The following is a 20,287-nucleotide window of genomic DNA, read 5'->3' as shown; positions in this document are numbered from 1 at the left end:
CTCAGCGCGCCTTCAGAAAATCTTCTGCAAGCTCCACCCAGAAGGCGGTGCCGATCGGGATGATGTCGTCATTGAAGTCGAATTTTGGGTGGTGCAGCGGCGGGTCGTTGTCGGTGCGCTTGGTGCCGAGGAAGAAATAAGAGCCAGGACGCTTTTCCAGCATATAGGCGAAGTCTTCCGCTCCCATGGTCGGGCGCTCCATTTCCAGAACCTTGTCGGCACCGGCAAAGCGCGTTGCGAGCGCTCGAATGTAATCGGTTTCCGTCTTGTGGTTGACTGTCGGGCTGTAGCCGCGCTCATACTCCAGTGTCACGCTCATGCCGTAGCTGGCCGCCTGCCCTTCGGCGATCATACGAATGCGCTTTTCCAATTCGTCGCGGGCTTCCGGATCGAAGGAACGGATGGTGAGCAGCATTTCCGCCGTCTCGGGGATGACATTGCTCGCCTTGCCGCCGTGAAAGGCGCCGACGGTGACCACCGCCGGCATCAGCGGATGCACGTTGCGCGACACAACCGTTTGCAACGCCATGATGATGCTGGCGCCGGCAACGATCGGGTCCGAGGCGCTTTGCGGCTCCGCCCCATGGCCGCCATAACCGTTGACGGTGATCTTGCACTCATCCACTGCCGCCATGACCGGGCCGTCGCGCAGAACGAAATGGCCGAAGGGCTGGCTCGGGTCGTTGTGCAGGGCAAAGACCGCATCACAGGGGAAGCGGTCGAACAGGCCATCCTCGATCATGATACGCGCCCCACCGAAATTCTCTTCCGCCGGCTGGAAGATCAGATGGATCGTGCCGTCGAAATTGCGGCGCTCGGCAATGATCTTTGCGGCACCCAGCAGCATCGCCGTGTGGCCGTCATGGCCGCAGGCATGCATCATGCCGGGCGTTTCGCTTGCATAATCCGCGCCGGTTTCCTCGTCGATCGGCAGGGCATCGATGTCGGCGCGAATGCCGACGCTGCGGTTGCTCGTGCCGTTGCGCAAGGTCGCGACGACACCAGTGCCTGCCAAGCCCCTTGTTACCTCATAACCCATCTCCGCCAGGCGTCCTGCAACGAAGTCGGAGGTCTTGAATTCGGACAGGCCGATCTCCGGATTGCGATGCAGATAGCGGCGGATTTCAACCACCTCTTCCATGACGTTCGACGAAGAGGACAAGGTGACGGGGTGTAGGGTCATGCTGTGCTGTTCCGTAGCTTTGTCGCAGCAGACGAGCTGCCGGAGACGTTCTTCAAGCAGCATGGATAGCAATATCGCGCGCTCTTGATAAGGCCACGTCGTCGTCCGTCAGGATTTGTCTTCTTGCGCAGCGATGAAACAGATGGCATGGAACTGAAAATGCCTTGAAACATTCAAAACCTTCTGGTCACATCAGTTCAGGAAGACGAATGCCAAGCAGGTATGGGGAGATTTCAGGGAAGGCAGGGACAATTTCGCGCGGAGGAGTTTGCGAAATGTCCGGCACCGGCGCGAGGCGCACTCGCGTGACGATCCATTCTCGAGAAACTATTGATATTATATACTGAAATACGCACGCCCCGATTTCACCATGTCGGGCGGTAAGATTTGTCCTCGCTACCGTGTGCTGGTTCGCGGTGGTTCAGCAAAGGTTCAGGATCAGCGCGAAATAAAGCTTGCCACATTGTTTCACTCTCGATGAGAACTCTGAAACAGTTAAGGGTTAAAGACTAGCCTAAAGCACTTCACTCAGGGTCCAGAATACGAGCCGATGTCATTTCATATAACGCCGCCCGCCGCCGCCCGTGATTCCGAAACCAAGCAGATCGATCACAACGACTCGATCCGGTCCGTCTATTTCAATATAGACGAGCTGAAAGCTTGCGGATCGGACCTGTCTCAATCGGGCTCCCCTGCCCTCCCAGGCTTTATGGAATTCGACTTCTTCGCGCGCCACCGCGAAAACGAGAAGGAGATTCTGCGCGTCTATCGCACCACAGCGGTGGATTCGGAAAATGGCCTGACGATTACGCCGGCTGCGGAATGGCTGCTCGACAACCATTATGTGATTGAAGAGGCGATCCAGGAAGTTCGCCGCGACTTTCCGAAGAAATTCTATCGCCAGCTACCGACGATGCGGGTCGGCAATGCCGAGATCCCGCGTGCGCTGGCGCTGGCCTGGCTCTACGTCGCCCATACGCACAGCACGGTCTCGCGCGAAAGCCTGACTGCGCTTGTCGAAGGTTTCCAGACCCACAAGACATTGCAGATCGGTGAAATCTGGGCGCTGCCGTCCTTCCTGCGCTTCGTGCTGATCGAGAACCTGCGCCGCATCTCCATTCGTGTGGAGCGCTCGCGTCGCATGCGTCACAAGGCCAATGAGGTGGTGGACGAGATCATCCGCCTCAACGATGCCGAGCCATCGGCGGAATTCCTCAAGCAGATCGACCCTCTGGTGGACGATCCGACATTCGCGACCCAGTTCCTCTATCGCCTGAAGAATGGTTCGCAGACCTCGAACTTCGCCCTGAATTGGCTCGAGGAACGCCTCCACAGCGTCGGCACCGACGCCGAAAATGTGATGATGGCGGAGCATAATCGCCTGGCATCCGGTAATGTGACGATGGGCAACATCGTCAGGAGCCTGCGCGAGATCGACGATACCGAATGGTCCGTCTGGTTCGAAGATGTCAGCCATATCGACAAGGTTCTGCGTGAGCAGACCGATTACGAAACGCTCGATTTCGGCTCGCGCAACACCTACCGCAACAATGTGGAACTCCTGGCGCGCCGCTCTCCCAAAACCGAAGTCGAAGTGGCCCAGCTTGCCGTCGACATGGTGGCGGAAGCTGCCAATTCCACGGATGCCTATCCGCATCAGCCGAATGTCGGCGCCTTCCTCGTCGGTCAGCGCCGCAAGGAGCTGGAGCAGCGCATCGGCTATAACCCGTTGTTTGCACAGCGTGTGGTGCGCACCATGCGCCGTTTCAATTGGCTTGCCGTGGCCGTCCCGGTTCTGGTCCTGACGGCGATTGCCATGCTGGCGGTCGGCTGGTTCCTGGCTGAAGCCGGCATGCCCTGGTATGTGGTCAGCGCATTCCTGCTGATGTTCGCGCTTCCGGCGTCCGAAGGTGCCACGGGCCTCTTCAATACGCTTGTGACCTTCTTCGTCAAACCGTTCCGCCTTGTCGGTTACGAATTCAAGAACGGCATTCCCGAAGATGCCCGCACGCTGGTTGCCGTACCATGCATGATCACCAGCCGCGACGCGGTTGACGAAATGATCCGCAATCTGGAAGTCCACTATCTCGCCAACCCGCATGGCGAAATTTACTTCTCGCTGATCAGCGACTGGCGCGACGCGCAGCAGGAGCAGACCACCGAGGATGTGGAGCTTCTGGAATATGCCAAGCGCGAAGTGGCGACGCTGTCTGCGCGCTACGCCTTTGACGGCAAGACCCGCTTCTTCCTGCTTCACCGCCGCCGCATCTACAATCCGTCCGAAGGCTGCTGGATGGGCTGGGAGCGCAAGCGCGGCAAGCTGCATGAGCTGAACCTGCTGCTTCGTGGCGACAAGGACACGACCTTCCTCAATGGCGCCAATACCGTGCCGAAGGACGTCAAATACGTCATGACGCTCGATGCCGATACGCGCCTGATGCGCGACGCGGTCACCAAGCTCGTCGGCAAGATGCACCACCCGATCAACCGCCCGGTCCATGATCCGGAAACCGGCCGCGTAATCCATGGCTATGGTCTGTTGCAGCCGCGCGTAACCCCTTCGCTGACGACGGGCAAGGATGCGTCGGTGTTCCAGCGCGTCTTTTCGATCAGCCGTGGTATCGACCCTTATGTCTTCACCGTTTCGGATGTCTATCAGGACCTGACTGCAGAAGGCTCGTTCACCGGTAAGGGCCTTTACGACGTTGACGCCTTCGAAAAGGCGCTCAAGGGTCGGATCGATGAAAATGCCGTTCTGTCGCACGACCTTCTCGAAGGCTCGTTCGCACGTTGCGCCCTCGTAACCGACGTCGAACTCGTCGAAGACTTCCCGACCCGCTACGAGGTCGAAGTCTCGCGTCAGCATCGCTGGGCGCGTGGCGACTGGCAGCTGCTTCCCTACATTCTCGATCCGGCGCGCGGCGTGACCGCGCTTGGCCGCTGGAAGATGATCGACAACCTGCGTCGCTCGTTGACTCCGATTGCATGGTTCGTTGCCTCCGTTCTCGGCTGGTACTTCATGGACCCGTTCGGCGCGTTGATCTGGCAGATCCTGCTGATCTTCTCGCTCTTCGTTGCGCCGACGATCTCACTGCTCTCCGGGCTCGTTCCGCGTTCGACAGATATAGTGCCACAAGCGCATTTCCATACGATCTGGTCGGAAATCCGCGCCACCAATGCGCAGGTCGCTCTTCGCATCGTCTTCATTGCCGATGGCGCCTGCATGATGGCGGATGCCATCGCGCGTTCGCTCTATCGCCTCTTCGTCAGCCGCAAGCTGATGCTGGAATGGCGCACGGCTGCCAGCATTCAGTCCAGTGCGCAGGGCAGCGTCTTCGATTATTACAAGCAGATGTGGCATGCGCCGGTCGTGGCCCTGCTTGGCCTGCTCTTTGCAGCGCTTCCCGGCGATAACGCCTTCCTCGTCGGCATTCCGTTCGCGCTTCTGTGGGTCTTTTCGCCTGTCGTCGCCTGGTATGTCAGCCAGTCGGCGGAAACCGAAGACCGGATGTTCGTCTCCGAGCATGTGTCCAGCGAGTTCAGAAAGATCGCGCGTCGCACGTGGCGTTACTACGAGATGTTCGTCAACAAGGACGAAAACTATCTGCCGCCGGACAATTTCCAGGAAACACCGACGCCGGTCGTTGCCAGCCGTACGTCGCCAACCAATATCGGCGTCTATCTGCTGTCGACGATTTCTGCCCGACAGTTCGGCTGGATCAGCTTCTCCGACACGATCGAGCGTCTGGAAAAGACCATCGAGACGGTCGAGAAGATGGAGAAGTATCGCGGTCATCTCTACAACTGGTACCACACCGATACGCTTCAGACGCTTGGTCCCCGCTACGTCTCTGCCGTGGATAGCGGTAACCTTGCCGGGCATCTGATCGCGATTTCGTCTGCCTGCCGCCAGTGGGCGGAGGCACCGTCTGCACATCTTCAGGGTAATCTCGATGGTATCGGCGATGTCGCTGGCATTGTCCGCGAAAGCCTGAAGGAGCTGCCTGACGATCGCAAGAATCTGCGTCCGCTGCATCGTCGTCTGGAAGAGCGCATCATCGGCTTCTCCAACGCGCTCGCCTCCGTCAAGCGCGAGCATGAGTTTGCCTCCATCCGCGTCATCAACCTCGCTGTCCTAGCGCGCGATATCCAGAAGCTTGCCGCCAATCTCGATCTGGAAGTGAAGTCCGAGCAGAGCGCGGAAATGACGCGCTGGGCACAGATGCTGGTGGATTGCTGCGAAGCGCATATTTCCGATAGCGCCTTCGATCACTCGACCATCGATTCGCTTCGCGAACGGCTCGCTTCGCTTCGTGATCGCAGCCGCGATCTCGCCTTCTCCATGGATTTCGGCTTCCTCTATCGCAAGGATCGTCGTCTGCTTTCCATCGGTTACCGCGTGGAAAGCCAGGAGCTGGACGAAGCCTGCTACGACTTGCTTGCTTCCGAATGCCGACTGACCTCGCTCTTTGCCATTGCCAAGGGCGATCTGCCGACGGAGCACTGGTATCGTCTCGGCCGTCAGGTCGTGCCGATCGGCGCACAGGGCGCGCTGGTCTCCTGGTCCGGTTCGATGTTCGAATATCTGATGCCGCCGCTCGTCATGCAGGAGCGTCAGGGCGGTATTCTCAACCAGACCAACAATCTGATCGTTCGCGAACAGATCAATCACGGTCGTCGCCTCGGCACGCCGTGGGGTATCTCGGAAGCGGCCTTCAATGCCCGCGACCATAACATGAACTACCAGTACACCAACTTCGGTGTACCGACGCTCGGCCTCAAGCGTGGTCTTGGTCAGAACGCGGTCATTGCGCCTTATGCCTCGATCCTGGCGGCGCAGTACGACCCGGATGCGGCGCTCGAGAACCTCGAAAAGCTGCGCAAACTTGGCGCGCTTGGTCGCTACGGCTTCCATGATGCTGTCGACTTCACGCCAACCCGCGTGCCGGATGGCAAGGTCTGCGCTGTCGTCTACAACTACTATGCCCACCACCATGGCATGTCGATTGCGGCTGTCGCCAACGTCGCCTTCGACGGTTTCCTGCGTGAACTCTTCCACGCAGATCCGGTGATCGAAGCGGCCGAACTTCTGCTGCAGGAAAAGGCACCGCGCGAAGTGCCGGTGATGAGCGCCAAGTATGAGCCGGAAACACCCGGCAAGGAACAGGCCGATCTGCTGCGGGCCGAAATCCGCACCGTCACCGATCCCGCCATCCGCGACCGCGACGTGGTGTTCCTGTCGAATGGTCATTACTCGACGATGCTGACGGCAACCGGTGCCGGTTATTCCAAGTGGAATGGCCAGGCGGTGTCCCGCTGGAAGGCCGATCCGACGGAAGACCGTTGGGGCACGTTCCTGTTCCTGCGCGATACTACGACCGGACAATGGTGGAGTGCGACAGCCGAACCACGTGTCGCCGAAGGCGAGACGACCAAGACTGTCTTCATGGACGACCGTGCGGAATTCCACAAAACCGTGGGCGATCTGCAGAGCGTCGTGGAGTGCATCGTCGCCACCGAGCATGATGCCGAAGGCCGTCGCATCACGCTTCTGAACGTTGGTACGGAAGATCGCTTCATCGAAGTGACCTCCTATCTCGAGCCGGTCATCGGCAAGGAAGATGACGACAACGCTCATCCGCTCTTCTCACGCATGTTCGTGCAGACGGAGATCGGCAAGCGTGGGGACGTCATCCGCGCATGGCGCAACAAGCGCTCGCCAAGCGAACCCGGCACCATCATCGCCCATCTGGCGGCAGACAATGCCGGCTCGTCGCGTGCGACCGAATACGAGACCGATCGTGCCAAGTTCATCGGTCGCGGCCGCACTCTTGCGGAAGCGGCAGCCTTCGATCAGGGTGCCTCGCTCTCCAATTCGGATGGCTTCACGCTTGATCCAATCCTGTCGCTGCGCCGCGTCGTTCGCGTGCCTGCGGGCAAGAAGGTCAGCGTGATCTTCTGGACGATCGCGGCCCCTGGCCGTGAGGATGTCGACAAGGCGATCGATCGTTACCGCCATCCGGATGCCTTTGCCCATGAACTCGTTCATGCGTGGACGCGCACCCAGGTGCAGATGCGCCATGTGGGCGTTACCTCGCAGCAGGCAGCAGCCTTCCAGCATCTCGGCCGTTATCTCGTCTATCCGGACATGCATCTGCGTGCCGATGCCGAGACGCTCAAGACCGGGCTTGCCTCGCAGCGTTCGCTCTGGTCGCTGGCCATCTCCGGTGACTTCCCGATCTTTGCGCTGCGCATCAATGACGACATGGACATGGATATCGTCCGTGAGGCGCTGAGCGCGCACGAATATCTGCGCTCTCGTGGCGTGATCTTCGATCTCGTCATCGTCAATGAACGCGCAGCATCCTATGCGCAGGACATGCAGCATGCGCTGGATCACATTTCCGAAGCGCAGCGCCGTATCAACCCGGCAGATGGCGGTCGCCCGCATGTCTTCTCGGTGCGCCGCGACCTGATGGATGAGGAAACCTGGGCCGCCCTTCTTGCGGCCTCGCGCATCGTGCTGCACGTCCGCAACGGCAAGATCGTCGATCAGGTCAACCGCGCCGTGTCGCTGTTTGCCGCCAATCGTGGACCGGATAGCGCCAATACGGCTCCCGCCCGCGTGCCCGCGCCGGCCTATCCGGTTGCCGATCCCGTCGAGGACACCAACGATCTCGATTTCTGGAACGGTTTTGGTGGCTTTACCAAGGATGGCCGCGAATATGTCGTCCGGCTCAATCGTGGCCAGGCGACGCCGCATCCGTGGATCAACGTCATCTCCAACGAGAAATTCGGCTTCCATATCTCGGCGGAAGGCGCCGGCTTTACCTGGAGCCGCAATTCGCGCGACTACCAGTTGACGCCATGGACGAATGACCCGGTCACCAACCGCCCAGGCGAAGCGATCTATGTCGCCGATGCCGAAAGCGGAAAGATTCACTCGCCATTCGCTGCCATCGGTCGCAATTCGGAAGCCGTCTTCGAAGCCCGTCACGGCCTCGGCTACTCCACCTTCCGCAGCGTGGATGATGGTCTCGACATCGAAGTGACGCAGACGGTGGACCGCGAGAAACCGGTGAAGCTCTCGCGCCTGACCATCCGCAACGTCGGTACGCAGAACCGCCGCCTGAAGACCTATGGTTATGTCGAATGGGTGCTGGGCAACAATGCCCAGAAGTCTGCGCCGTTCATTCTCAGCAGTCTTGATGAGGACACCGGGGCGCTCTTTGCCTCCAATCCGTATAGCATCGACTATAATGAGAGAACGTCGTTCCTGTCGCTTGATGGGCCATCGACCAGCTTCACCACCAGCAAACGGGAATTCATCGGCCGCTTCGGCACGATCCATGCCCCGCAGGCGGTGGTCACGGGCGCTGCTCTTTCCGGCGGCACGGAGCTCGATGGCGCGCCTTGCGCGGCATTGATGCAGGAAGTTCATCTGAAGCCCGGTGAAGAGCGCCACGTGCTCTTCTATCTCGGCGATGCCGATACGGTGGATGAAGCGCGCGCACTGGTGAAGGATATCCGCAGCGCGGATTTCGACACGGTGCTTCAGGCCAACAAGGATTTCTGGAAGGGCTTTACCGGCCAGTTGCAGGTGTCGACGCCTGATGCCGGCTTTAACCACCTCGTCAACATCTGGCTGCCCTATCAGGCCTTTTCCTGCCGCATTCTGGCGCGTACGGCTTTCTACCAGTCGAGCGGTGCCTTCGGCTTCCGGGACCAGTTGCAGGATACGCTTGCCTTCCTGCTCTACCAGCCGGATCTTGCCCGAGCGCAGATCATCCGCGCTGCCGGTCGTCAGTTCGTCGAAGGCGACGTCCAGCATTGGTGGCTGCCGCTGACCGGTGCCGGTGTCCGCACGACGATCTCAGACGACGTGGTGTGGCTTGCCTATGCCACCTACCAGTACCTCGCGACGACTGGCGACAAGGCAATCCTCGAGGAGGATATTCCGTTCCTCAAGGGTGCGGCCCTGATGCCAGGCCAGCACGATGCTTTCTTCCAGCCGGAAACGAGCGAGAAGACCGGAAGTCTCTATGAGCATGTGGCACTGGCGCTTGATCTTGCCATCCATCGCACCGGCGAAAACGGTCTTCCGTTGATGCTCGGCGGTGACTGGAACGACGGCATGAACCTCGTCGGTATCGGTGGCAAGGGCACCAGCGTCTGGTTGGGCTGGTTCCTGGCCGGTACGCTGCGCGACTTCATTGCCATCGCCGAGGAACGCCGCGATCTTGACCGCGTCGAACGCTGGAAGACGCACCGCGACAAGCTGCGCGCGGCACTCGAAACAGCGGGCTGGGACGGCGACTATTACCGTCGTGGCTATTTCGACGACGGCACGCCGCTCGGTTCTTCCTCCAGCGAGGAGTGCCAGATCGATTCGCTCGGCCAGAGCTGGAGCGTGCTTTCCGGCGAAGGCGAGGCCGATCGTTCGCAGCAGGCCATGAATGCGGTGATGAGCAAGCTGGTGGACGAGGATCTCGGCATCATCCGTCTCTTCACCCCGGCTTTCAGCCGCACGCCGCACAATCCCGGCTACATCAAAGGATATCCGCCGGGCGTTCGTGAAAATGGCGGGCAGTACACTCATGCCGCAACGTGGGTGGTGCTGGCGCTTGCCAAGCTCGGACGCAGCGAGGATGCATGGAAGTGCTTCTCGATGCTGAGCCCCGTCAACCATGCGCTCAATCGCGAGGCGTCCGAGACCTACCGTGTCGAGCCCTATGTGGTGACGGCGGATGTCTATGGCGAAAACGCCTATGCCGGCCGCGGCGGCTGGAGCTGGTACACGGGCTCTGCCGGTCTGCTCTACCGTGCGGCGGTCGAGGGCATCCTCGGCATCACCCGTCACGGCGGCAAGCTGCATATCGCGCCTTCGCTGCCGGAAGCCTGGGATGGTTTCTCCGTCCAGGTGACGATCGACGGCACTGCCCGTGACGTCTCGGTCAAACGCACCGCAGGCTCTTCGGACATCGCTGTCACGATCGACGGCAAACCGGTCAAGAGCACAGATCGCGCCATCCCGTTCGACTGAACCGGGTTCCGGACGCTACGAAACGATAAAAGCCACGGCGCGTAACAGTGCCGTGGCTTTTCATTCCATAGGGTGCAGTTTAAAGCGTCCCGCTGTTTTTCAGATTTGCTTTGAAGGTTTTCCAGTGACGCACAGCCGCATCAGCGTTTCAGCGAGAAAGGCGGTGGCTCGCAATGAGCGAAACGCGGGTCGCCTGCACTCGACTGTCGGTCAAGCTGATCAAAAAAGCGGCAAGCAATCAACGTCTTGTCACAGCGATAACCCACGCGTTACGAATCATCCTGCCCGTTTAAAAGGGCATCGAGATCCTGCGGCTTAATGGTGCGTAGCGATCGTTCGATCTCGCGATCGTAACGCCGATCGTTCGGCTCTTGCCGCTTTTGTGCAGGCCTTGCGACCTGTTGGAGATACAGGTCGATCTGCGCAGCTATGTGATCGCGCTTGCTCGGCTTCACGGGCGCCACCTCTGGGTATCGATTGCCTAAAGATGAACGCCCCCCGCGTTTGGGTCAAGGGCGTCCAGAAGGAGGTCAAATCGCAGGAAACGAAGGCCTTGTCAGCGTGCGCCAAACAGGGCCGAGCCGACGCGCACGCTGGTGGCGCCGAATTCGATTGCCGTTTCGAAATCGCCGGACATGCCCATGGAGAGCTTTTCCACGCCGCATTCCCTGGCGAGCTTTGCCAACAGCGCAAAATGCGGACCGGGGTTTTCGTCGGCCGGCGGAATGCACATCAGACCTTCTACGGTCAGCTTAAGCTCATCGCGGCAGAGCTTGACGAAGGCAGCGGTCTCACGCGGATCAAGCCCTGCCTTTTGCGGCTCCAGCCCGGTATTGACCTGCACGTAAAAGCGAAGCGCCTTGCCCTGCTTGCCGCATTCGTCTGCAAGCACGCGGGCGATCTTCTCGCGATCGACGCTTTCGATCACGTCGAACAGTGCCACGGCGTCTGCTGCCTTGTTGGATTGCAGCGGGCCGATCAGATGAAGCTCGATATCCGGCGTCTGCTCCTTCAGCGCAGGCCATTTGCCCTGCGCTTCCTGGACGCGGTTTTCGCCGAAGACGCGCTGGCCGCAGTCGATGACCGGCTGAATGGTGTCACCATCGAAGGTTTTCGAGACTGCAACCAGAGTGACATCGGCGGCCTTTCGGCCTGCCTTTTCGGCTGTGGTGGCGATCCGTTCCTTGATGTCGGCAAGGCGGGCTTCGATATCCATGGGAGGCCTCTGTTCTATCTCAAACGATGATCTGCTCGTCCTACAGCATCGGCCCGAAAATCGGAATCGATTTTCGGAAAGCACGATGCGTAGATAAAAGAAGATAGAGCGTCCTTTGTGCGTCCAATAGGACGCACGGCGCTCTAAAGCGGGTGGCGCTTGATGCCAAGCATGATTGTCACCATTTAAGCGCTGTATTCCAAGTTTGCGCCCCCTAACGCCCTGCAAAACTTGACGCATCGGTCGTTTCATGGTGAAGGTCACCGCGCATTACCCCCTCGATACCCGGATTTCAGAAGTATGGCCATCGAACGTTATAATCCTCGCGACGCCGAGCCGCGCTGGCAGCAGCAATGGAACGAAGACAAGGTCTTCGTCACAGACAATGGCGACAGCCGCGAGAAATATTACGTCCTTGAGATGTTCCCGTACCCATCCGGTCGCATCCATATGGGCCATGTGCGCAACTACGCGATGGGCGATGTGGTTGCCCGCTACAAGCGTGCGCGCGGCTATAACGTGCTGCATCCCATGGGATGGGATGCCTTCGGCATGCCGGCGGAAAACGCCGCCATGCAGAACAAGGTTCACCCCAAGGACTGGACCTACCAGAACATCGCCACCATGCGTGGCCAGTTGAAGTCCATGGGACTGTCGCTGGACTGGAGCCGTGAATTTGCGACCTGCGACGTGGATTATTACCACCGTCAGCAGTCGCTGTTCATCGACTTCATGCAAAAGGGCCTGGTCTATCGCAAGCAGTCCAAGGTCAACTGGGACCCGGTCGACCACACGGTTCTGGCCAATGAGCAGGTGATTGACGGTCGCGGCTGGCGTTCCGGCGCGCTGGTCGAGCAGCGCGAGCTGACGCAATGGTTCTTCCGCATCACGGATTTCAGCCAGGATCTGCTGGACTCGCTGGACGAGTTGGATCAGTGGCCGGAAAAGGTCCGGCTGATGCAGAAGAACTGGATTGGCAAGTCGGAAGGCCTGTCGCTGCGCTGGCAGACAGTGGCCGCAACGGCGCCGGAAGGTTTTGACGACATCACCGTTTACACGACGCGTCCGGACACGCTGTTTGGCGCTTCCTTCCTGGCGATTGCCGCCGATCATCCACTGGCGAGAGCTTTGGCTGAAAAGAATGCCGAGATTGCCGAGTTCTGCGACGAGTGCCGTCGTCAGGGCACGTCTCTGGCTGCGCTGGAAACGGCTGAAAAGCGCGGCATGGATACCGGCGTCAAGGTCGTCCACCCGCTGGATCCGTCCTGGGAACTGCCAGTTTACATCGCCAACTTCGTGCTGATGGATTACGGCACCGGTGCGATCTTCGGTTGCCCTTCGGGCGACCAGCGCGACCTGGATTTTGCCCACAAATACGGCCTGCCGGTCGTTCCGGTCGTCATGCCGGAAGACGGCGATGCGGCAAGCTTCACGGTTGGCGATAGCGCCTATGTCGATGACGGGGTGATGATCAATTCCCGCTTCCTCGACGGCATGAAGACCACGGACGCTTTCGACGCCGTCGTAACGAAGCTGTCGCAGCAGGTTCTGGGCAATGCCCCGCAGGCCGAGCGCAAGGTGAATTTCCGCCTGCGTGACTGGGGCATTTCGCGACAGCGCTATTGGGGCTGCCCGATCCCGGTCATCCACTGCGAAGTCTGCGGCGTCGTTCCCGTTCCGAAGAAGGACCTGCCGGTCAAGCTGCCCGATGACGTCACTTTCGATGTGCCAGGCAATCCGCTTGATCGTCATCCGACCTGGCGTCATGTCGCCTGCCCGCAATGCGGTCACGATGCGCGGCGCGAAACCGACACGATGGATACCTTCGTCGATTCCAGCTGGTACTTCACCCGCTTTACCGCACCCTGGGAAGATCAGCCGACCGATCCAAAGGTCGCCAATCGCTGGCTGCCGGTCGATCAGTATATTGGCGGCATCGAGCACGCGATCCTGCATCTTCTCTATTCGCGCTTCTTTACCCGCGCGATGAAGGAAACCGGCCATGTGGACGTGAAGGAGCCCTTCAAGGGCCTGTTCACCCAGGGCATGGTGGTGCACGAGACCTATCGCCTGGGCGAAGGCCAGAATGGCCAGTGGATCGTGCCCTCCGATATCCGCATAGAGGAAGTGGACGGCAAACGCCGTGCCTACATGCTGGAAAGCGGCGAAGAGGTTGCCATCGGCTCCATCGAGAAGATGTCGAAGTCGAAAAAGAACGTGGTCGATCCCGACGATATCATCGCCTCTTATGGCGCCGATACCGCGCGCTTCTTCGTGCTGTCCGATAGTCCACCGGATCGCGATGTGATCTGGTCGGAAGCCGGTGTCGAAGGCGCACATCGCTTTGTCCAGCGCGTCTGGCGCATCATCGGCGAAGCCGCCGAGGAACTGAAGGCCGTCAATGCAGCACCGGCAACGGCAGGCGAGGGCCTGGCTATGTCCAAGGCCGCTCACAAGACGCTGAAGGCTGTCCAGGACGATCTGGACAAGCTTGCCTTCAACAAGGCGATTGCCCGTATTTACGAACTGGTCAACACGCTGGCCGGCCCGCTGTCTGAGGTTGCCAACGGCAACAAGGACAACGAGGTAAAGGCTGCGGCGCGTGATGCGGTTGAAATCCTCATCCGGATGATTGCGCCGATGACGCCGCATCTGGCGGAGGAATGCTGGAAGGTGCTTGGCAATTCCGGTCTGGTCGCGCAGGCGGCATGGCCGATTTTTGTGCCTGCGCTCGTAGAAGAGAACGAGGTCGTTCTGCCGATCCAGATCAACGGCAAGAAGCGTGGCGAATTGACAATCGCCCGCGATGCGGATCAAGATACCGTCCGCGCCGCCGTGCTGGAACTGGATGCCGTCAAGGCGGCACTCGCCGGTTCAGAGCCGAAGAAGATCATCGTGGTTCCACAAAGGATCGTGAACATTGTTGTTTGATGCCTATTCCAGATGGGGCCGCATAGCAGCCGCAGTGTCTGTCGTCTTTTTGTCCGGTGCGCTTGCAGGCTGCCAGGTTCGCCCGCTCTACAGCGTGGAATCCGGGACGCGTGAGAAGCTCGCCTCCGTCAGTTTCGCATCGGCCAGCGACCGCATCACGCAAGAGGTCCGCAACCACCTGATCTTCCTCGCCTATGGTGGCGAGGGTGCGCCTACCAAAACGGATTACCAGGTCAAGCTGGTGGTCACGTCCAGTGCAAGCTCCACGGAGGTGACCAACGATACGAGCCTGTCGGTCGGCAAAAGCAACTATGACGGTCCTTATCCGGGCCGCGTGACGATGACCGGCCAATATGTGCTGACGCGCATGTCCGATGGTCAGGTGTTGCGGTCTGCCAAGCGCACCGTCACCGCCATGCTCGACCTGCCGCAGCAGGAATTCGCCAAGATCCGTGCGGTCCGCGACGGTGAGAACCGTGCGGCGCGTGAATTGGCAGAGATCATCCGCACGGACATCGCCGCCACGCTCAGCCGATAAGCTGCGATCATGACGGAAATCAAGTCCCATGAATTCGAGCGCTTCGCCGACAATCCGGCGGAGCGTTTTCGCATTTTCGTTCTCTATGGGCCGGATCGGGGGCTGGTCTCGGAACGTGCATCGGTGATTGCTGCAAAGACGGGCATTGATCCCAATGATGCCTTCGCTTCGCTGAAACTTGCAGTTACCGACCTTCAGGGCGACCCTGGACGGCTTCTGGACGAGGTGAATGCCATCGGCCTCTTCGGTGGCGAAAAGCTCGTCTGGGTCAAGGGTGCGGCCAATGAGAAGCCACTGGTCGATGCGCTTCAGGTGCTGGCTGATAATCCGCCGGAAACCAGCTTTCTCATCATCGAGGCGGGCGATCTGAAAAAGGGCACCGGCCTGCGCAAGATCGCCGAGCCGTCCAGGTCCATTGCTGCCATCCCCTGTTATGCGGATGATGCGAGATCGCTGAACACGCTGATCGACCATGAGCTTGCCGATGAAAACTTGAGAATAACGCCAGCTGCGCGCCAGCGACTGATCGAATCGCTCGGTGGCGATCGCATTGCCTCGCGCAACGAGGTGAAGAAGCTGGCGCTCTATTGCCGTGGCCGGGATGTGATCGAGGAAGACGATGTCGCCGCGATTATCGGTGATGCCAGTGCCGTGTCTGCCGACGATGCCGTCGATGCGATCCTGAGGGGCGATCGCAATGGCTTCTTCCATGCCACGCAGAAGATCATCTCGTCAAAGACGCCGATCTTCCTGGTGCTGCAAGGGTGCCTCCGCCAGTTCCAGATGCTCGACCAGATGCGGGCCGAGATGGACGAGAAGAAGCTGCAGGCCGGCCAGGTGATGCAGACGCTTGGGCGCGGCATCCATTTTCGCCGCAAGCCGGTGATTGAGCGCGCGCTGCGCACATGGCAGCCAGCGGCGATTGCCAGAGAGATGAACCGATTGCAGTCGGCCATCCTGCAGAGCCGCCAGCGCCAAAGCCTGGAGGAAAGCGTGGCACTTCTGACGCTGCTTGCCACCACACTGCAGGCGGGCAGGGGCAGCTGAGTCATTCCATCGATCGATAGGCATGAAAAAGCCTCCGCGGCAGATGCCGGGAGGCTTTTTAAAATCTCGAAGCGGCGAGCTGTTCAGTCGCCCTTGCCGGGTTCGGCGGAGAAATAGAGGTCGAGCTTGCCTTCGACGCCATCCATCTCCTTGGCTTCCGGAAGCGGATCGCGCTTGACGGTGATGTTCGGCCAGATGGCAGCGTATTCGGCGTTGATCTTCAGCCACTTGTCGAGGCCCGGCTCGGTATCCGGCTTGATCGCCTCGGCGGGACATTCCGGCTCGCACACGCCGCAATCGATGCATTCGTCGGGATTGATGGCGAGGAAGTTTTCGCCTTCGTAGAAGCAATCCACGGGGCAGACTTCGACACAGTCGGTGTATTTGCAGCGAATGCAATTGTCGGTCACGACATACGTCATGAAGAACTCCAGAATATGCAGGCCGGGTTGGTGGCTTTCGAACACAAGCCTTCGCCCGGAATTCAGACAGGGCATTTTCGCAAGTGAGGTAATGCCTTTATGACAAGATGGCAAGGACAAAGGATGCTGAAAAAAGGCGACGACGTAGTCGTTTATTCTAATCCTCTGGGTTCTCGGCATCGGAGATGAACCTGTCCAGCGCCCGGCGTTCCTTCTTGGTCGGGCGGCCGCTGCCTGGCAGGCGCACGGCCTGCTCAAGCAGGGTCATGCGATCCTTGGGTTCGCGGGGCGGGGTCTGATCGTCATAGAGAAGTTTTGCCTCTTCGTAAGGCCCGCGGCGCTCGCCGGGTGCCTTGACGATGAGAATACGGTCCATTCGCTCGATCGCGATGTCCAGCCTGTCACCGGTTTTCACCATGTGGCTGGATTGGCGCACCGGCGCGCCGTTGACCTTGATATTGCCCGACTGGATGTAGCTCTGGGCTACCGAGCGGGATTTTGCCATACGGGCGAAGAACAGCCACTTGTCGAGGCGCTGACGCCCGGCTTCCTGTGGCTGTTCCTTAGCACCCATAGGCTTACTTCTTCAGCTGCTCCTTGAGAGCAGCGAGCTTGGCGAAAGGCGAATCCGGATCCATCGGCTTTTCCTTGCGCGGTGGCTTGGCCTCGAAACGCTGCTGACCCTGCGGCTTGCCGCCGCGATCATTGCGCTCCGGACGGTCCTTGCGCTCGGGACGATCGCCACGGTTGTTGTTGCCGCGTGCCTTGTTGTCAGGACGTCCGCCTTCGCGCTTGCGATCACCCTCACGGTTGCCGTCGCGATTGGCGTTCTGGCGGTTGCCGGGACGACCTTCGCCGCCTTCGCGACGCTCGCCTTCACCACGGTTGCCGGCATTGCGATTGCCCGGACGGCGGTTGTCGCTGCGCTGGTTGTCGTTGCGGCCACCGGGGCGCCACAAGAGAACCGGCTTCGGCTCGGCGTTTTCAGCCGCTGCCTCTTCAGACTTTGCTTCCTGAGCCGTGGCTTCCTCAGCCGTAGCTTCCTCGGACTTCGGCTCTTCAGCCTTCACCTCTGCTGGCGTTTCTGTCGCAGCTTCGGCAGAAGCTTCCTGTTCGGATGCATCGGAAGCGTCGGCATCGTCACTTGCAGCCTCTTCAGCTGGTGCCGCTTCCGTCGCGCCTACCTTCGCAGCACCACCGCTCTGGGCGGCGAGGAAGGTTGCTGCTTCTTCTGCAGAGACCTGGTCGGCGCGGTAGCCGAGACCCTTGAGGATTTCTTCCATGTCGTCCAGCGTCGCACCCAGGATCGACAGCATCGCCGTCGTGGTGGTGAAGCGGCGACCGTCATAGGCACCCTCAGGGCGCGGCTGCTGGCCTGGCTTCCACTGCAGCAGCGGACGGATGAGGTCGGCCAGACGCTCGAGAATATCGATGCGCACAGCGCGTTTGCCAAGGAAACGGAAGCCGGCGAGCTTGTAGAACATGCGCTCGAAACCGGGATCGGTCACCACAGATGTGCGGCCAGCTGCCAGAACCGGGATGAGATCGCCATAGCCCGGCTTGCCGAGACCGTCATTCTTCAGGGCCCAGAGCAGCGTCACAAGCTCGGCGGGCGCCGGCTTGAGAAGCGCTGGGAGAAAGACGTGGTAGGCGCCAAAACGGATGCCGTAACGACGCATGGAGGCGCGAGCGTCCTGATCCAGCGTCTTGACCTCATCGGCCACGTCGCGGCGGAACAGGATGCCGAGGTTTTCGACCAGCTGGAAGGCCAGACCCTTGGCGAGGCCCTGCAGATCTTCGGCGCGCGAAATATCGTCGAGCGGCTTCAGAACTGTTGCGATCTGGTGATTGACGAAGCGCTCGATGCGGGCGAGCGCGTGGTCACGCGCATTGCCGCTCAGCTGCTCGTCGGCCAGAAGGATGACGCGCGGCTTCATGATGTTGTCGCCGGCTGCCAGACGCGCCACGGGCTCACCGAGCCAGCGGACGAGACCGTCCGAGCTCATCGCCAGATCGCCATTACCACTGGCATGGAGACGGGCGGCGCGCGCCTCATACTCCAATGCGAGCGCCTTTTGCGCTGCCGCCTGGACGGCCTTGGCATCTGGACCTTCGGTTCCCGAAACCGGGGTGAACCGGAATCCCGCCAATTGACCGACATGATGTCCTTCTACGAAGACATCACCATTCACACTGATTTCAGCTTCAAGCATCGCATTCTCTCTTAGGCGCCTCATGAGCACAGATGTCCTGCGATCAACAAAGCGTTTCGTCAACCTTTCATGTAGAGCATCGGACAATCGATCTTCGATTTCCCGTGTCTTTTCTTGCCAGTGTGTCGGATCGGCAAGCCATCCTGGGCGGTTGGATACATACGTCCATGTTCTGATCTGCGCAATCCTGGCGGAGAGCGTGTCGATTTCACCATCCGTCCGGTCGGCGCGGCGCACCTGTTCGGCCATGAAATTCTCATTGACCGTACCGCGTTTGACGAGATCGAAATAGAGAGTCGAAATCAGATCGGCATGTTGTGCAGGCGCGATGCGGCGATAATCCGGCAAAGCGCAGGCTTCCCACAATCTTTCGACACGCTCCGCAGTGGTCGTGACGTCGATGATCTCCGGGTAGCGCCCGAGATATTCGAGTGCCTGCTGATCGATGGCAGGCAAGGCGCGCGACAGACCCTGCACCGTGGGTGCCGCATCGAGGCTCGCCTGGAGATTTCTGATGGACGAGAAATCGAAATTCTTTGTGCGCCATTGCAGCACTTTGACCGGATCGAACTCATGCGATTCGATCCGTTCCACCAACTCATCGTCCAGCGGATCGACGCGACCCGTCACGCCAAAGGTGCCATCACGCAGATGCCGTCCGGCACGACCGGCGATCTGGCCCATTTCAGCCGGGTTGAGATTGCGGAACTGATAGCCGTCGAACTTGCGGTCCTGGGCAAAGGCCACATGGTCGACATCGAGGTTCAGACCCATTCCGATGGCATCGGTCGCCACCAGATATTCCACGTCGCCGTTCTGGTAGAGGCCAACCTGCGCGTTGCGGGTACGGGGCGACAGCGCGCCGAGAACGACCGCAGCGCCACCGCGCTGACGGCGCACCAGTTCGGCGATCGCGTAGACTTCATCGGCCGAGAAGGCGACGATTGCCGTGCGCTGAGGCAGGCGGGTGATCTTCTTCGATCCCGCATAGAAAAGTTGCGAGAGGCGAGGGCGCTCGACCATGACGATGCCGGGCAGCAGCTTTTCGAGGATCGGCCGCATCGTGCCGGCACCCAGAAGCAGCGTTTCTTCCTTGCCGCGCAAATTCAGGATGCGGTCGGTGAAGATATGGCCGCGTTCCAGGTCGCCCGCGAGCTGGACTTCGTCGATGGCGACAAAGGCGGCATTGGTTTCGCGCGGCATCGCCTCCACGGTGCAGACGGAATATTTGGCGCGGGGTGGGGAAATCTTCTCTTCGCCGGTGATCAGCGCAACATTGTTGGCGCCCACCTTTTCCACCAGCCGCGTATAGACCTCGCGTGCCAGAAGGCGCAGCGGCAGGCCGATGACGCCACTTCCATGCGCCACCATTCTCTCGATGGCATAATGGGTCTTGCCGGTATTTGTCGGTCCAAGAACGGCCGTTACACCGCGGCCGCTCAAGATCATGGGGCGAAAATTCAACGTACTATCCGCGAAAACGACGATGCTGCTACTCTTCGGACACGGCGTGAGGGCGCCCGCATTTCAGTCTTCCCACACATGGCAATCAGCAAGGCCAAACGCAAGGACGAAAGCGGTTATCATCAGCGTCGCCCTTGAATTGACCGCCAATTCGGCACGCCAAAACCGCTTTTTTGCTGAGAAACGCCAAAGGCGCAAGATTCGGAACAGGTTGAGAACGAATCAGAGAC

The 20,287-nt window shown here is 59.9% G+C and carries 9 protein-coding genes; 4 read left to right on the top strand and 5 right to left on the bottom strand.

From position 1 onward, the window contains the following. Position 1 precedes the first annotated feature (1 nt). Positions 2–1,141: a M20 aminoacylase family protein gene (locus tag PVA19_RS16780; protein ID WP_113267566.1), complete on the bottom strand. Its 1,140-nt coding sequence runs from the start codon at positions 1,139–1,141 to the stop codon at positions 2–4. 592 nt (positions 1,142–1,733) lie between these two features. On the opposite strand from PVA19_RS16780, the gene PVA19_RS16775 reads away from it, so the two are divergent. After that, complete coding sequence (locus PVA19_RS16775; protein ID WP_274103508.1) at positions 1,734–10,226, top strand: GH36-type glycosyl hydrolase domain-containing protein; 8,493 nt, start codon at positions 1,734–1,736, stop codon at positions 10,224–10,226. Between the two features lie 556 nt (positions 10,227–10,782). Here the strand turns inward: PVA19_RS16775 and PVA19_RS16770 are convergent. Continuing rightward, positions 10,783–11,442 (bottom strand): YggS family pyridoxal phosphate-dependent enzyme, encoded by a 660-nt coding sequence (locus PVA19_RS16770; RefSeq protein WP_274103507.1) that lies wholly within the window; start codon positions 11,440–11,442, stop codon positions 10,783–10,785. Between the two features lie 300 nt (positions 11,443–11,742). On the opposite strand from PVA19_RS16770, the gene leuS reads away from it, so the two are divergent. Genes leuS through holA form a run of 3 tightly spaced genes read left to right on the top strand, consistent with a single transcriptional unit; the run spans position 11,743 to position 15,958 of the window. Continuing rightward, entirely contained in the window at positions 11,743–14,373 is a 2,631-nt protein-coding gene (gene leuS / locus PVA19_RS16765) for a leucine--tRNA ligase (RefSeq protein ID WP_274103506.1), read from the top strand. Then, positions 14,366–14,911, top strand: a complete 546-nt coding sequence (locus PVA19_RS16760; protein WP_440599386.1) for a hypothetical protein — start codon at positions 14,366–14,368, stop codon at positions 14,909–14,911. Before leuS ends, PVA19_RS16760 begins: the two co-directional genes overlap by 8 nt. Before the next feature lie 9 nt (positions 14,912–14,920). After that, on the top strand, positions 14,921–15,958 hold the full coding sequence (gene holA, locus PVA19_RS16755; protein WP_274103503.1) for a DNA polymerase III subunit delta: 1,038 nt from the start codon (positions 14,921–14,923) through the stop codon (positions 15,956–15,958). 83 nt (positions 15,959–16,041) lie between these two features. Here holA and fdxA read toward each other — a convergent pair whose 3' ends face one another. The 3 genes from fdxA to PVA19_RS16740 form a co-directional block, all read right to left on the bottom strand. After that, a complete protein-coding gene (gene fdxA, locus PVA19_RS16750) occupies positions 16,042–16,380 on the bottom strand; it encodes a ferredoxin FdxA (RefSeq protein WP_062444698.1) in 339 nt (112 codons plus the stop codon). Between the two features lie 157 nt (positions 16,381–16,537). Then, a complete protein-coding gene (locus PVA19_RS16745; protein WP_274103500.1) occupies positions 16,538–16,954 on the bottom strand; it encodes an RNA-binding S4 domain-containing protein in 417 nt (138 codons plus the stop codon). A 4-nt stretch (positions 16,955–16,958) separates the two neighbouring features. Next, on the bottom strand, positions 16,959–20,042 hold the full coding sequence (locus PVA19_RS16740) for a helicase-related protein (RefSeq protein WP_274103618.1): 3,084 nt from the start codon (positions 20,040–20,042) through the stop codon (positions 16,959–16,961). Positions 20,043–20,287: the final 245 nt, after the last annotated feature.

Source organism: Agrobacterium sp. CNPSo 3708, from assembly GCF_028674915.1.
GTDB lineage: Bacteria > Pseudomonadota > Alphaproteobacteria > Rhizobiales > Rhizobiaceae > Agrobacterium > Agrobacterium cavarae.
Note: the sequence above shows the minus strand (reverse complement) of the source record. Positions and strands in the feature narration are given on the sequence as shown.